The sequence below is a fragment of the Longimycelium tulufanense genome (assembly GCF_014645795.1).
Taxonomy (GTDB): Bacteria; Actinomycetota; Actinomycetes; order Mycobacteriales; family Pseudonocardiaceae; genus Longimycelium; species Longimycelium tulufanense.
On sequence record NZ_BMMK01000003.1, the window covers coordinates 50,812 to 65,289 of the forward strand.

Below are 14,478 nucleotides of genomic sequence, written 5' to 3' on the forward strand. Positions count from 1 at the left end.
GTGTTCCGTTCTCGCACGTCGCAGGCGTTCGTAGTTACCCAGCTCACACCGGGATGCTGCCGCCACGGGTCCAACCCGGACGGTGTGGATCGCTATCCTGGCGGGCTGTGGGTGACCCGGGAGCGGTGTGGCGGCGCGGTCGCGACGCCACGCGGACTGCTCCTTGTGCTCCTCGTGGCAACGCTTGGTCTCGGACTGTTGGCGATGCACCAGCTGGCCGAGCCGGACCAGACGCACACCGGGCACACGACGACTGGCGTCCACATTCAGCACCAGGCGGGCACCGGTTCGTCATCCGCTGTCCGCTATGCCCCGGTTCCGCCGACTTCCGATGGAAGTAGCCACACCGGTCTCCATCTCTGTGTGGGGCTGGTAGTCAGCGCGCTCGGCCTGATCACCCTGCTGCTGCTCGGCCACATTGGTGTCGGAGCACTCGTGCAGTTCCCGGCGCTCGCCGGGTACGACCGGCCACTCCCATCCGGCCGGGCGCCACCTGTCCCGCGGCGTCTCTCCACTTTGTGCGTGTGGCGGCTGTGATCGGCTCACCAGCACCCCCGGCGTTCGTTCGAGCGGATTCGCACGCCGGGCGAGCTGGGCCGATCGCGTCCACACATCCACGCACGAAGTCGAGGAGAGAACCGTGCGTAAGCAAATCGTTGATGCGCTGCTGGCGACCGGCGTCCTGTTCGCGGCCGCCTGTGGTGGGGCCGACGAGAAGGCGACGAACGCGGGCGGCACAACCACGACCGCGGCGGGTGCCGCATCGTCGTACGGTCAGCAACGAGGCCGACGCCGCGTTCACCCAGCAGATGATCCCGCACCACGAGCAGGCCGTGGAGATGGCGAAACTCGTGCCGGACCGCAGCAACAACCCCGAGTTGCTCGACCTCGCCAAGCGAGTGGAGCAGGCACAGCAGCCGGAGATCGAGAAGATGACCGCCTGGCTGCGGGACTGGGGTGCCGAGGCGCCCACGGCGGCCGGTGGGCATGGGGACCACGGTATGGCCGGGATGATGAGCGACAGCCAGATGACCGAACTATGGAAGGCCACCGGCACCGAGTTCGACCGCATGTGGCTACGCATGATGATCGAGCACCACAAGGGCGCGCTGGAAATGGCGCGGACCGACCGGGAGCGGGGCACGAACGCGCAGGCCAAGGAACTGGCCAAGAACATCATCGATGGCCAGCAGGCCGAGATCGACGAGATGAACGCGATGCTCGGCTGAGGGCACACGGGGTGGGCACGCCCCGTCGTGCCCACCCCTCCCCCACCGCTTGTCCCGGCCTTGGCACGTCCTGGAAAGTGCGTACTGAGGGCAGCCAGGCTCACTGATCGTGGCTCGAGACGTCGCACGAGCCGCTGACAGCCGAGATCGACGATCGGTCGGGTCGATCGCAGGTTTTCCATGCGCCTTGCGTCGTGATCCTGGGCGCCTGACCCGGTACGACCCCTACCCAGACGAACACGCGCCCCAGGAGCGTCACGGGTCGTCGCCGGTGGAGACGGCCCCGGTCAGACCGGCGGCTCGGGGTCGTACTCCATGATCTCGCGGACCTCCCTGGCCCGTTCGACCCCGGCCAGCCGCGCGACCAGGTGCAACGCCATGTCGATCCCGGCCGAGATGCCGGCCGAGGTGATCACGTCGCCGTCATCGATGAAACGGACGTTCCGCCGCACGTCGACCGTGGTGTCGGTGGCCGCGAGCTCCTCCAACACCCATCGGTGCGTGGTCGCGGGCCGGTTCCGCAGCAGGCCGGCGGCCGCGTAGACGATCGCGCCGGAGCACACGCTGGTGAACAGCGGCGTCTGCGACCGCCGTTGCCGAAGCCAGTCGAGCCACCGCTCGTCCTTCATCACGTCCCGGGTCCCGGTACCGCCCGGGTGGACCAGCACCTCCAGTGGCGGGCAGTCGTCGAGCGAGTACTCGGCGTGCACCCTGAGCCCCATCCAGCACCGCACCGGTGCGGCCTCGGCCGCGACCGTGAAGACCCGGTACCCGTCCTCGGGGTGACTGCGGGTCCAGATCTTGAGCACCTCCCAGGGGCCGATCGCGTCCAGCTCCTCGACCCCGTCGAACAGCAGGATGCCGATGCCCCCGGGCTGCTGGTCTCCGGCTGAAGGCGCGTCGTCTGGCCCGGCCGGGCCGGCGGGCAGGGTATGCGGCCGCGGACTTCCACGTTCCATGGGGTGGAAGCCTTGTCCGGGCCGGCCGTCGCAGCGAGTGGCAAGATTGCCGAGGTGCGCAAAAATCAGGTCACGGCCCAGCCGCACCGGGTCGTGGTGGTGGCGTTGCCCGAGGTCGTCGCCTTCGACCTGTCGATCGCCGCCGAGGTCTTCGGTAACAACCAGCGCTACGCGTTCCGGTTGTGCACTCCGGGTTCGCGGCGGGTGCGGACCTCGACCGGCTTCGCCGTCACCGGGACGGTCGGTCTCGCCGCCCTGGACGGTGCGGACACCGTGATCATCCCGGGCTACCGCCCGCCGGCCAGGCCCCTTCCGGACCGGGTTCTGTCCGGGTTGCGCGCCGCGCACGAGCGGGGAGCCCGCGTCGTGTCGATCTGCACGGGCGCGTTCGCGCTGGCCGCAGCCGGGCTGCTGGACGGCCGCCAAGCAACGACGCACTGGTGCTACACGCGGGAGCTGGCCGAGCTCCATCCGAAGGTGTCGGTCGTCGACAACGTCCTCTATGTCGACCAGGGCGACATCGCCACGAGCGCCGGCGTCGCCGCCGGCATCGACCTGTGTCTCCACCTGGTCCGGACCGACCACGGACAGAAGGTGGCCACCACCCTCGCGCGGGAACTGGTGGTCGCGCCGTTCCGCGGGGGCAGCCAGGCGCAGTACGTGGAACGCCCGCTTCCGGCCAGCTCGCGGGAGGATCTCGACGACGATGGCCTGGGCCCCACGCGAAGCTGGGCGCAGCAGCGGCTCGGCGACCCGCTGACGTTGCGAGACCTGGCCGACCACGCGGGCTACAGCGTCCGTACCTTCTGCCGCCGGTTCCAGGCGGAGACGGGGACCTCGCCGCTGCGCTGGCTGCACGAGCAACGCCTGGCCCTGGCGCTGCACCTGTTGGAAGAGACTGTCCTGCCGATCGATCAGATCGCGGCGACCAGCGGATTCGGCACCGCCGCCAACTTCCGGATCCACCTGCGCCGGGCCACCGGAACCACCCCGACGGCCCACCGTCAGGCGTTCCGGGGCTGACGGGCCCGAAAAGACCGGTAGGCCCGATCAAGAGGTCTCGCCCCTCGACCGGACCTACCGGGCCCGTCCATTCGGCCTCTTCAGGATACCTCGCGCGGCCCGCGTAGGGCGGTGGCTGGCGGTCCTGCCACCGGGCGCTGCTCCCGGTCGGTGGCTCCGCCGGCGGCCTCGTGACCTCGACCCTTTGCGCTGGAGGCAACATCGGCACCACCCTCGAGGCAACGGCCGACCGGAACGGCAGGTTGCGGCGGCGCGGCACGAGCGAGTGGAGCGTTATGACCCATGCCCTGATCATCGGCGGTGGGATCGCCGGTCCGGCGACCGCGATGGCCCTTGCGAAAGCGGGTATGGACGCCACGATCTACGAGGCGTACCCCACCGGGGCCGACGACATCGGCGCCTTCCTGAGCATCATGGCCAACGGCCTCGACGCGCTGCGGGCGATCGAGGCCGAGCAGCCCGTGGTCGACAACTCCTTCGCCGGTGACAGCGTCATTTCGTGCAACGCCAGTGGGGCGCGGCTCGACGAACGGTCCCTCGTCAAGGAGACAGCGGTCGGCCCACGGGGACCTCGCACCCTCACCCGCGCCGGGCTGTACCGGGTGCTGCACACCGAGGCCGGTCGCCGCGGGATCACCATCGAGCACGGCAAGCGGCTTACGGATGCGGTAGTCGGCTCGAACGGTCGTGTTGTTGCCTCTTTCGCCGACGGCAGTCAGGCGGAAGGCGACCTGCTCATCGGTGCGGACGGCATTCACTCGGCCACGCGCGCGATCATCGATCCCGAGGCACCGAGGCCCCGCTACACCGGCGTGAACGTCGCCTACGGCTACACCGACGAGAGGTGGGTGGCTTCGGCGACGAACTCGTACCACATGATCTACGGCAACCGCGCGTTCTTCGGCTACACAACCGCACCGGACGGTCAGACGTGGTGGTTCGCCCGAATCCAGGGTGAGGAACTGTCCAAAAACGACATTGCCGTCACTCCGAGCGCACAGTGGAGACAGTGGACGCTCGGCTTCTTCACCGAGGACGGGACGCCCGCCGCGGACATCGTCCGAGCCACCGGCGAGAACATCTTCGTCAACAGCACTTACGACATCCCATCGACGCCGACCTGGTACACCCCGTCCATGGTGCTCGTCGGTGATGCCGCTCATGCCGCGTCACCCGCCGCGGGTCAGGGAGCTTCGATGGCGTTGGAAGACAGCGTGGTGCTCGCCAAGTGCCTGCGTGACATCCCGGATCGGGCCCAGGCGTTCGCCACCTACGAGAAGCTTCGTCGCGGCCGGGTCGAACGCCTTGTGGCGGCCAGCGCAGAGCAAGCGGCGACAGCTACACGTGACGGCGTCAAGCGCATCTTGAGTGATGTTGGTCAGCGCACCAAGCAAGGCAAGCCTTCCGAGAAACGCTCCTGGCTCTATGACCACCAAATCGACTGGGACACGCCTGTCACGCCAGAGCCGTAGCGGTCGTTGAACTGGCTTGTGGGCAAGGGAAATCTCGGATCTTCTGTGATGCGGCTGCTCGTCCTGATCACAATGGTGCTGGTGGGACTCCGGTGCAAAGCCCCACCAGCACCATCCAGGAGAGAGTGGCGCTCTCCTGCCTCGGTGCCAGCCAGCTCTACGTGATCTTCCTCGGTGCGGCTACGGCCGCCTCAGCATCGACGATGCCCCGTCCGTACAGCAGCGTGGGGACGCCGCGGAGCCCGAGAAGGAGAGGATTGCGTGCGGTCGTCAGCAACGCGTTCTCCACGTCGGCCAGGTCACGTCCCTGGGCGTACAGGAGTGCGGCCACGCCGGCGACGTGCGGCGCGGCCATCGAGGTCCCGGCGAAGGCGTCGTAGTCGGCCTGGCCGCAGGAGTCCGACCCGGTGCCCTGTGGCACGGTCGACCACACGTTGTCGTTGCAGTTGCGCAGCCCTGCCCCGCCCGGGGCGGCGACAACCTTGTTGTCCAGCTTGAAAGCCAGGTTGGAGTACCAGGCCTTGAGCTCGTTCCGGTCGGTTGCCGCGACGCACAACGCTCCCCTGTCGAAGGAAGGTGTGTCGCAGAGCGGCGCAGCCTCGTTGCCCGCAGCCGCAACAATGGCAACGCCCCTGTCGGAGGCATACGAGATCGCCTCCTGCACATCGGACAACACCCCGGTGAGAACGAGTGCCTGCACGCCGGGGAGCGCTCCGAGGCTCAGGTTGATGATCTCGGCACCGTGGTCGACGGACCAGCGGATGCCCTTGGCGATGTCGTCGAAGCTGCCGGTTCCGTCTTCGAGCACCTTCACCGGCATGACCTTGGCGTCGGGGGCCACGCCCGCAACACCCGTCCGGTTGTTCGTCCTTGCCGCCGCGATCCCGGCGACGTGTGTGCCGTGCACGTCCGACGGCTGGCCGACACCGTCCACGCCCTTCCAGTCACCGTCCCCGCACGGCGCGGGACGCTTGCCGCACCCGACGAAGGTGGCGCCGGCAACGAGCTTCGTGCGCAGGTCGGGGTGCGTGAGGTCCACCCCCGTGTCGACGACGGCGATGACCACACCGGCCCCGGTGCTGGTTTCCCAGGCACGCTCGGCACGAATCTGGTCGAGGCCCCATTGGCGGTCGGACAGCGGGTCACTGGTGCTGGCCGCGGCGGCGGGGGTGATCAGGAGCAGGGCGGCGAGAGCCGCTCCGAAGGGTAGGGCGTGTCGCATAGGTCCTCCCGAAGGGCGAGGCAGCCGGCGGCCCCACAGCTGTTCGGCGCGGGCCGGCGGGCGTTACCGGTCGCAACGACGACGGTGGCGGAAAGTTGTCGCGACAGCACTACGGAGCGTCCATAAAGCCCTACTGATAGGACTATATGGACCAACATAATCTAGTCCGTACAGGTCAATATGATGACTTGCCGCAAGCAAGATGCAGCAATGGATACCTCGAACAGGGACCTCCTGTTCAGGCGCATTCACGCCCGAAGCGCACCGCCCGAACGCCTCCACACGTTGGCCGCGGGGAGGAGCTGCGCAAGGAGCCGCCGCGGCGACCTGGAACGCGGGGACGGAGCAGGCTCGAGGCAACCAGGTGGCGTCGGTCGTCCGGTCGCCCTCAACGCGAACGGTCGCGGCGGCCCTGCGGCCGCGACCACCTGTGCGAGAAGCAGCCCCCGCACGATTGGCGATCACCTCCACGCGTGCGTGAGCGATGGGATGCCGATGTCGCCGCCGGGTTGGCCAGGCCACGAGTCGTGAACGGCCCGGTGGTGCCGGTCCCTGACCGTGGCCTGGCCGTTCCCGCCGCCGCGTCGATCGTGGCACTGATCCTCACCCGAATACGGCAGATCTTCTTCGCCCCCATCATTCTGTCCGTAATTGTGGGCGGCCGTTCGCGACGAAACCAGTCACCGCCGGACCGACGCTGAGAAGCTCCTTACGCAGCGCACCGACGAGTCGACGACATTTTTGGTGAGCTTGTCCGCCGGCCGAATGCAAAACGAGAGCCGCAGGTTGTTCTACCCCGCCGGTGACGGAGCAAGCGGCGCCGGGCACATGGGCGACTTCGTGTCTCGCGACGTGAGGCAGTAGCACCCTGGTCCGCGGAGTCCGGCACTGTGCCCCGAGCCGAAGAACCCCTCGGGCCGGATCCCGTGGTATCCAACGCTCATCCGCGGTCCCATCGCCGGACCCACGCCCGACCGATACGCGGCCTCAGCGCGACAATCTTCGAGAACGCCCCCGGACAGACCACGTTCTTGTCGAGCGAGCGCAGCGCCGGACAGATCCCGCGCCGAACCTAGCGGCTCATGAGGGGCATCCGAAGACAATCAAGCTGGTGGGCACCTTGTTGCGAGGTGATGACGTTCGCACGGACGCTAAAACCGGCCGCCGGTGTCGGTCATGCGGAGGATCTCGTTGACGATCAGCTCGGGCTCGCTGTGGTTGATGAGGTGACCCGAGCGCCGCGCTTCGACCAGCCGTCCGTTCGGAAGGGTGGCAGCGGTCTGCTGATGGGCGGCGTACACCGCCGCCCGGATGCCTCTGCCCAGTCGGATTGGTTTCGTGCCGGTAATGACGCTGACCTCGAGGTCACCGAGTGCGGGTGGTCGCTCCCGCAGGCGGCGCAGCTCGTCGGTGCAGGGTGCCAGCTCGGCGAGCAGGGTTCGTGCTCCCCGCACTGTGAAGTCCTCCCGGCGGAGGTCAGCGGCCACGTCGGCGGGCTGCGCACGGCCCGCCGGACCGCCCAGCAGCCGGTAGAGCCCGAGCCGGGCCAGCACCGGCAGGAGCATCCGGATCGCTACGTGCCTCCTCTCCGTTGCGGGAGTGAAGAACCGGTCGCAGTGCTCGTCGCTCTGGTCCACGAGCACCAGGCCCCGGATGCGCGCGGGGTCGGCCGCTGCGGCGACGCGAACGATGGGCCCGCCCCAGCTCTGCCCGACGAGGATGAACGGACCCGGTCCCAGCGCCCCCAGCAGCGCGTTGAGGTCACCGGCGAGCCGGTCGAGCGTGCGCGGCTGCGGATCCTCGTCGCTGCGCCCGGTCCCGGCCCGGTCATACACGACGGCCCGCACCCGCTCGGCGACAAGCGGCTGAACGAGCCCCCAGGTCGATCGTGAGAACCCCATCCCAGACTCGAACACCACGGTCGGCTCACCGGTTCCGCGCTCCATGTGGTGCAGCCGCCGACCGTCCTCGGTCGTGGCGAACGCGCTCGACCCGAACGAGTGCGCACCACCCTGACCATTCGCCGCTGTCCGCCCGATCAATGCGCCCGACCTTCCTTTCAGTACCCGCGGAACATGCGGTTCTCCTTCGGTACGCCCGCCTCGGCCCAACGCCGGAGCCCCACGGGCAGCGTTGATTCGCCGACCGCCCAGCCGGGAAACAGCTCGGATGGCAACGGCAGTCCTGGGCTTCCACCAACGCGGCGCGGCACCGGGAAGAAGCAAAACGGTGAGAAAACCACGCCTACGCCGTCAATGCGCCACGCTGTGCGCCTGGCAGGCGGGGTGGCTGCTGGATATGCGCGGTTGAGGAGCTGAACCCAACAGCGGCGCGGGACCATTGTGGACGATCGCGGACATGGTTGCCCGATCCGAGGTCGACACGGCGTTGGGATCCCGTTCGGCACTTCCGTCTCCCAGGCGGGTCAGGCGGCGCAGCAGGAGAGTTTGGTGACGTCGCTGGTGTAGGTCTGGGCGGCCAGTTTGAGTCCTTCGGCCATGGTCAGGTAGGGGGCCCAGGTGTGGGCGAGCTGGTCGACGGTGAGGCCGGCGGCCAGCGCGTAGCCGGCGGCGGTGATGATGTCCCCGGCGCCCTCGGCGATGGTGTGGACGCCCAGCAGTGTGCCGGTTCCGGCCTCGGCGACGATCTTGATCAGGCCGTGGGTGTCCCGGTTGACCAGGGCTCGGGGCACGTAGGCCAGGGGTAGGGTGCGGCAGTCACAGCGGATGCCGGCGGCAACGACTTGGGCGTCGGTCATCCCCACGGACGCGATCGCGGGTGTGGTGAAGGTGACCCGGGGCAGCGCGGTGTAGTCCAGGGTGCGCGTCGCGCCGTCGAGTGCGTTGGCGGCGACCAGGGTGCCGTGTGCGGCGGCCACATAGACGTACTGCGGGTGTCCGGTGACGTCGCCGGCGGCCCAGATGTGGGGGTGGGTGGTGCGGAGGTACTCATCGACCACGACCTCGCCTCGGGGTCCTGTCTTCACGCCCACGCTGTCGAGGTTGAGGCCAGCGGTGGTGGGGCGGCGTCCGGTGGCCACCAGCAGCTGTTCTCCCCGCAGGTCGAGGGGCTGGCCGCAGCGGGTGGCGGTCAGGGTGTAGCCGGTTTCGTCCCGGCGGACCCCGGTGACGGTGGTGGCGGTGTGCACGGCGATGCCCTCGTCGGCGAAGACCTGCTCGATCACCTCACTGATCTCGGGTTCCTCGAGCGGCGCCAGCCGGTCGAGCACCTCGACCATCCTCACCTGGACGCCGAGCCGGGCGAAGAGTTGGGCCTGTTCCAGGCCGATGGCGTTGCCGCCGAGCACGATCATCGACCCCGGGAGGGAGTCGAGCTCCATCGCGGTGGTCGACGTCAGGTAGCCGGCCTCGGCCAACCCCTCGATCGGTGGCGCCCACGGGGTCGAGCCGGTCGCGATCAGGTAGTGCTCGGCCTCCACCCGGACGGTCCCCTCACCAGGAGTGTCCACCTCCAGCAGCGGGCTCCCGCAGTGGGCGACGAAGTGCGCGGTGCCGGGCAGGACCTGCCAGCCGTACTCGACGGCCAGGTCCACGTATTTCTCCGCCCGCAACGTCGTCACCAGGTCATCCTTGCCGGCCAGCAGTGCCGCCGCATCCACCCCGTCGGCGCTCGTGGTGACCCCCGGGAACTGGGCCGGGCCGACGGCGGCCACATGCCGGGCCTCGGCCGCGGCCAGCAGCGCCTTACTGGGCACGCACCCGGTGTTCACGCAGGTCCCGCCCACAGTGCCGCGCTCGATCATGATCACGGTCCTGCCCCTGCGACGGGCGGCGATGGCCGCCGCGAACGCCGCGCCGCCGGAACCGATGACCGCCAGGTCGTACCGCATGACACGCCTCCCCGTCCCCTTTGTATCCGCTTATGCGAATGTACCTATGCTATACAGGTCACATCCGCCTAGGCAGATGACTCGAAAGGGTGAGAGGAGACCCCCGGTGGACACGACCTCCCGCACGGGTGGCAAGGACTGTTGCGCCCTCCCGGTCGCGCTGCTGCCCACCGACCCCGAGGGCGTCGCGGTGCTGGCCAGGTTCTTCCGCGCGCTGGGGGATCCGGCCCGGCTGCGGCTGCTGGAGTTCCTGCTGGCCGGCGAGTGCTCGGTGAGCGAGTGCGTGCGACACCTCGGCCTGGCACAGAGCCGAGTGTCCTCCCACCTGGCCTGCCTGGCCGACTGCGGCTACGTGCAGGCCCGCCGCGAGGGCCGATTCTCCTACTACCGGGTAACTGACCCGCGGGTCGCCGAACTGGTGCACCTGGCCCGCGCCTTGGCCGCCGACAACGCCGCCGCCCTGGCGGCGTGCATGCGCATCGACACCCCCGCCGGGGAGGTGTCGACGTGAGTGCCCGACCGCCAGATCGGCGTTCGGTCACCGTGGGCCTGGTCGTCGCGGGCCTGATGGTGGCCTGCTGCGCACTCCCCGCGTTGATCGCGGCCGGGGCACTCGGCGCCCTCGGTGCGGTCGTGGGCAACCCGTTCCTCGTGGGTGCCGCTGTGGTGCTGGCCGCGCTGGCCGTGGGCCGGGCGTTGTGGCGCCACCACCGCCAGGATCGCGGCAACACCTGCGGCCCGCCCGCTGACCGCCGGCCCTGGTAACCCCGACACACAGCGCTCTGACAGGGACGGCACCCCCTCGCAGACACGAGCGGACTGTTGCACCCCGTCGACTGCACCCTCCGAGACTGCCGACAGCCGGTGATGAACCACACAAACCACTGCCCCACAAGGAAACGATGTCATGACGGAGATGCACGACCTCGCCGCACTCTCGGGTGGCGGCACTGCCGACCGTCAGGCCACCCTCCCTGCACCGCTCCGAGAACTCCACCAGCGAGTACTCCGCCACTTCCTTGTCACCGGTGCCGCTCCCACGATGGCATGCCTGCGCGAGGCCGCCGGATTCCTCGGCCTCGATGTCGGCGATGCGGTCACGACACTCGCCAACGCGGATTTGGTGCACACCGACGATCACCAAATCACGGTGGCCTACCCGTTCTCCGGCACCCCCACGCCCCACGTCGTTGCCGTGAACGGATGCTCGACAGTGCACGCCATGTGCGCCATCGACGCCCTTGGCGTGCCACCGATGACCGGCCGGGACGGGACGATCACCTCAGCCGACGTATACACCGGCGCCCGGGTCCACGTCGAACACCATGCGGGACAGTGGTACTTCACGCCCGAGGACGTCGCGATCCTCATGGCCCAGACCGGCCAGGACGGGCCGAGCTCATGCTGCACCTGCCCACACATCAACTTCCACATCAGCCCCCTCACTGCCACCGCCTACCTCGCCGCCCGACCAGATCTCCACGGCGTCGCCCTCGACCAACGGCGGGCAATCGCGCTCGCCACACACCTGTTTGGCCCGCTCCTGCGGCAGTGACGAGCCGAAGTAGACGACAGACATCGGGAGAGAAACGGGAGCCGACGCGACGCTACCGTCCCGTCCTGGCGATGACCTCGCCCTGATCGTCCAAATAGGACTGCGCGCCACAGATCATGGGATCGCAGCCGATCTCGAACTGGGCGACCATGTCGCAGTCCCCGCAGACCAGCAGCGCGGTCCGCGCGAGGTCATCCGGCGCGCTCGCCGGGAGCAGCGCGCTGATCTACCGGATATGGCTGCCTCGTCGGCGGCCTGGTCCACCCGGAGCTGGAAGCAGGACAGTTCAGCCAACGCATACCCGATGCCGTAGGTGATGACACTGCGGAGCAATGCAACCGCCCACGGCTCGGCAACCCCACCGTCGCGCATCACAACCTCCTCAGAGATCAACGGATCCCGGCCTCGATCGCTCACGCAGGTTGTTCGTGCCTGTCGTTCTCGCTGTGCTCATCCGCTGCTGACGGGGGTCGTCGGCCCGCTTCCCGCTCCGGCCCGGGCGGGCAACGCGAAGAGCATCGCGACCGCGCAGGCGAGGAGGGCCAGCCCGCCAATCTGGAAAGCCAACGCATAGCCGGTCACCAGTGCCGGCGCGTTCTCGCTCCCCGCGCTGCGCGAAGCGGCCGCCGTCGAGAGCACGGCCAGTCCCAGCGCTCCGCCCATGGTCCGTGAGGTGTTGATCAGTCCCGAGACCAGCCCTGTTTCACCGGGGGCCGCGCCCGCCGTAGCCACCGCGGCCAGCGGTGTGAGAGCCAGGCCCGAGCCGAACGCCATCAGGACTCCCGGGCCCAGAACCGTGGCGAGGTAGCCGCCAGCGGTATGCATGCCACCACTCTCCCAGAGAAAGCCGACACCGCTGACGGCGGTCCCGGCCATCGTGAGGTACCTGGCGCCCACCGCATGCATCAGCCGGGGGGCAAGCTTGGAGCCGAGAATGATGCTCATCGACTGCGAGAGGAAACCCAGGCCCGCCTCGAGTGGGGTGTAGCGAAGGACGTTCTGCATGTACAGGGACATGAAATACCACATGGCCACCATCGCGCCGCCGCAGACGAGCATCGCGACGTTCGCCACCGAAACCAACCGCCGCCTGAACAGCCGCAGCGGAACCAGCGGTGCCGCCGTGCGGGCCTCTACCGCCACGAAGACGCCGAGCAGTGCGAGCCCGCCCAGCAACGGCAGTAGCGAGCCCACAGCCGCCCATCCCAGCGACTCGGTCCGTACGATCCCGTAAGCCAGCGTCCCCAACCCAACCGTGACCAGCAGCGCGCCCGGCACGTCCAACCGCCCACGCGCCGCCCGGTCGCTTTCCCCGCTTTCAGCAACCCACACCACGGTGGCGATCAGCACGAGCACACCGATGGGCACGTTGATGAGCAGCACCCAGCGCCAGGACAGCAGATCGGTCAGTACCCCACCGAAGAGTCCGCCGGCCGCTCCTCCTCCCGCGCCCACCGCCGTCCAAGTGCCAACTGCGCGGGTACGGGCCGCGCCGTGGGGAAAGGAAGTCGTCAACATCGTCAGCGTGGCCGGGGCGAGCACCGCGGCCCCGATCCCCTGGACCGCACGCGCCCCCAACAGCTGCCAGGGCTCCTGCGCGAGCCCACCCGCCAGGCTGGCGGCAGCGAACAGGCCCAGACCGACCAGGAACATCCGCCTACGCCCGAACAGATCGGCGGTCCGGCCTCCCAACAGCAGGAAGCCCGCGAAGGTCAGGGCGTAGAGGTTCGCCACCCATTGCAGCCCCACCTCACTCAGCCCCAGGTCCGTCCGCATCGACGGCAGCGCCACATTGACCACCGAGACGTCGAGTACGACCAGGAACTGTCCCCCGCACGCCGCGAGCGCCACCGCCCACAGATGCGGTGTGCCCCACCTGCTACCAGGCATGTCGGATTCAACAGAGGAAGTGGTCATACAACTGCCAATCTTCATTCGGGACCTCAGTGGGCCAGATGACGGGAGGACGTCTTCTTGGACCCATGGCTGGCCGTTCGGTACCCATGAGGTCACAGGGCTTCGTGTAGCGCTGTTCGCCGCAACAGCCGCAGTCGGCTGTGCAGGACAGGTCAGCCGGCGGTAAGGGTGCTGGCAAACAAAGACAACAGGTGGTCCCAATGCCGTTCGAGCCGGGAGGGACTGAACGCTGCCGTGTCGGACATGGTGAAGCCGTGCGCTGTGCCCGGGTAGGACTCTGACGTATAGCGGACACCGGCCGCGTCCAAGTCCTCGTTCGGCCCGCCAATGCCTCGGAAGTCATGGAGTCATCGTGTTCAGCGTGTCCGAAGTAGAACTCGGCAGCCAGGTACGGGGCGAGCCGGTGCGGGCTGGCGCGCGTCTCGGTGACGAGCGGGCCGGGGTGGAAGCAGGCGGTTGCGGCCACCTGGTCGAAGCGGGCTGCCGCCGTACGCACAGCCAGGACACCGCCCACGCAGTAGCCGGTCACCCCGACCGGGCCGGGGCGAGCCTCGGACTTCGCGGCGAGGAAATCCAGACAGGCACCGGCATCGCGGACCACGCGCTCCACGGCAAAGGCGTAGTGCTGCGTAACGACCTCACCTTCGACTTGCACGAAGTCGAGTGTGTCGCCGTTGTCCTTCCACACAACCGAGAACGCCCCGGAGGGTACCGGATCTACGAGATTGAAGATCCTCGCCGGAAAACGGCCGGCCGTCGTCGACCACGGGAACGACTATGGTGTGGTCCATTTGCACTGACATGACCCGACCGTAAAACCTCCAGCATGCTAGAGGTCAAGCCTCATGGTTCGGTCTCATACGGTCGGTCAGGCGAGTTGAGTGTCTGCCAACCACCGACAACCGACGCAGCGCCCCCGCCAGGACCACACCCGCGGGTGTAAGCGATGAACGAGCCAAACGAAGGGCGCTCGAGGGTTGACGACTCAAGGAGTCTGCTCCGTCACGTCAGGTGGAAGGATCAGCAAGTCGGGAAGGACTGTCACTCGAGTTGGTCCCCCGAGAACGAGGTCATCCAGATCTCGCTCGAGTGGATCTCCCCTCCGGTCGGCGAGTAGACCTATCGCTGAGGGACCGGTGCCGCGGAGTTTCTCAAGCACGAGTCGTTGGCGCTGGTCGCGCCGTCGCTTGCCGATCGTGGAGCTGAACCACGCCGTGACGTCGCGGCAGGTCAGTTCACCCGAAACCGGCA

Annotated in this window: 14 protein-coding genes and 1 pseudogene; 8 read left to right on the forward strand and 7 right to left on the reverse strand. The window is 68.5% G+C overall.

The window, feature by feature from the left end:
* Positions 1-84 precede the first annotated feature (84 nt).
* Positions 85-537 (forward strand): DUF6153 family protein, encoded by a 453-nt coding sequence (locus tag IEY55_RS04995; protein WP_189054432.1) that lies wholly within the window; start codon positions 85-87, stop codon positions 535-537.
* Between the two features lie 218 nt (positions 538-755).
* The gene (locus IEY55_RS05000) at positions 756-1,229 is read left to right on the forward strand and encodes a DUF305 domain-containing protein (RefSeq protein ID WP_229686064.1); all 474 of its coding nucleotides are present in this window, start codon (positions 756-758) and stop codon (positions 1,227-1,229) included.
* 287 nt (positions 1,230-1,516) lie between these two features.
* Here IEY55_RS05000 and IEY55_RS05005 read toward each other — a convergent pair whose 3' ends face one another.
* Positions 1,517-2,188 (reverse strand): DJ-1/PfpI family protein, encoded by a 672-nt coding sequence (locus IEY55_RS05005; protein WP_189054434.1) that lies wholly within the window; start codon positions 2,186-2,188, stop codon positions 1,517-1,519.
* A gap of 54 nt (positions 2,189-2,242) precedes the next feature.
* On the opposite strand from IEY55_RS05005, the gene IEY55_RS05010 reads away from it, so the two are divergent.
* Together IEY55_RS05010 and IEY55_RS05015 are read left to right on the forward strand one after the other, a co-directional pair.
* Positions 2,243-3,211 carry a helix-turn-helix domain-containing protein gene (locus IEY55_RS05010; protein WP_444543283.1) on the forward strand — a complete coding sequence of 323 codons (969 nt, stop codon included), beginning with the start codon at positions 2,243-2,245 and terminating at the stop codon, positions 3,209-3,211.
* Between the two features lie 275 nt (positions 3,212-3,486).
* Positions 3,487-4,683 carry an FAD-dependent oxidoreductase gene (locus IEY55_RS05015; protein WP_189054438.1) on the forward strand — a complete coding sequence of 399 codons (1,197 nt, stop codon included), beginning with the start codon at positions 3,487-3,489 and terminating at the stop codon, positions 4,681-4,683.
* A gap of 157 nt (positions 4,684-4,840) precedes the next feature.
* Here the strand turns inward: IEY55_RS05015 and IEY55_RS05020 are convergent, their stop codons facing one another.
* Entirely contained in the window at positions 4,841-5,905 is a 1,065-nt protein-coding gene (locus IEY55_RS05020; protein ID WP_189054440.1) for a S8 family peptidase, read from the reverse strand.
* 473 nt (positions 5,906-6,378) lie between these two features.
* On the opposite strand from IEY55_RS05020, the gene IEY55_RS31870 reads away from it, so the two are divergent.
* Positions 6,379-6,606, forward strand: a complete 228-nt coding sequence (locus IEY55_RS31870) for a hypothetical protein (protein WP_229686066.1) — start codon at positions 6,379-6,381, stop codon at positions 6,604-6,606.
* A 450-nt stretch (positions 6,607-7,056) separates the two neighbouring features.
* Here IEY55_RS31870 and IEY55_RS05025 read toward each other — a convergent pair whose 3' ends face one another.
* Positions 7,057-7,947: an alpha/beta fold hydrolase gene (locus tag IEY55_RS05025; RefSeq protein ID WP_229686067.1), complete on the reverse strand. Its 891-nt coding sequence runs from the start codon at positions 7,945-7,947 to the stop codon at positions 7,057-7,059.
* Between the two features lie 383 nt (positions 7,948-8,330).
* Positions 8,331-9,755, reverse strand: coding sequence for a mercury(II) reductase (gene merA, locus IEY55_RS05030; RefSeq protein WP_189054442.1), 1,425 nt, complete (start codon positions 9,753-9,755; stop codon positions 8,331-8,333).
* Positions 9,756-9,861: 106 nt separating this feature from the next.
* Here merA and IEY55_RS05035 point away from each other — a divergent pair, with 106 nt between their 5' ends.
* The 3 genes from IEY55_RS05035 (at position 9,862) to merB (ending at position 11,310) form a co-directional block, all read left to right on the forward strand.
* Positions 9,862-10,266: an ArsR/SmtB family transcription factor gene (locus IEY55_RS05035; RefSeq protein ID WP_308424719.1), complete on the forward strand. Its 405-nt coding sequence runs from the start codon at positions 9,862-9,864 to the stop codon at positions 10,264-10,266.
* A complete protein-coding gene (merT, locus tag IEY55_RS05040; protein ID WP_189054445.1) occupies positions 10,263-10,520 on the forward strand; it encodes a mercuric ion transporter MerT in 258 nt (85 codons plus the stop codon). The genes IEY55_RS05035 and merT overlap by 4 nt, the downstream gene beginning before the upstream one ends.
* A gap of 142 nt (positions 10,521-10,662) precedes the next feature.
* Entirely contained in the window at positions 10,663-11,310 is a 648-nt protein-coding gene (gene merB, locus IEY55_RS05045) for an organomercurial lyase (RefSeq protein ID WP_189054447.1), read from the forward strand.
* A 450-nt stretch (positions 11,311-11,760) separates the two neighbouring features.
* Here the strand turns inward: merB and IEY55_RS05050 are convergent, their stop codons facing one another.
* The 3 genes and pseudogenes from IEY55_RS05050 to IEY55_RS32920 all read right to left on the reverse strand — a co-directional run.
* Entirely contained in the window at positions 11,761-13,200 is a 1,440-nt protein-coding gene (locus tag IEY55_RS05050; protein WP_229686068.1) for an MFS transporter, read from the reverse strand.
* 179 nt (positions 13,201-13,379) lie between these two features.
* On the reverse strand, positions 13,380-13,535 hold the full coding sequence (locus IEY55_RS32915) for a dienelactone hydrolase family protein (protein WP_373289965.1): 156 nt from the start codon (positions 13,533-13,535) through the stop codon (positions 13,380-13,382).
* 80 nt (positions 13,536-13,615) lie between these two features.
* A pseudogene (locus tag IEY55_RS32920) lies at positions 13,616-13,915 on the reverse strand (dienelactone hydrolase family protein); the annotation flags it as partial.
* Positions 13,916-14,478 lie beyond the last annotated feature (563 nt).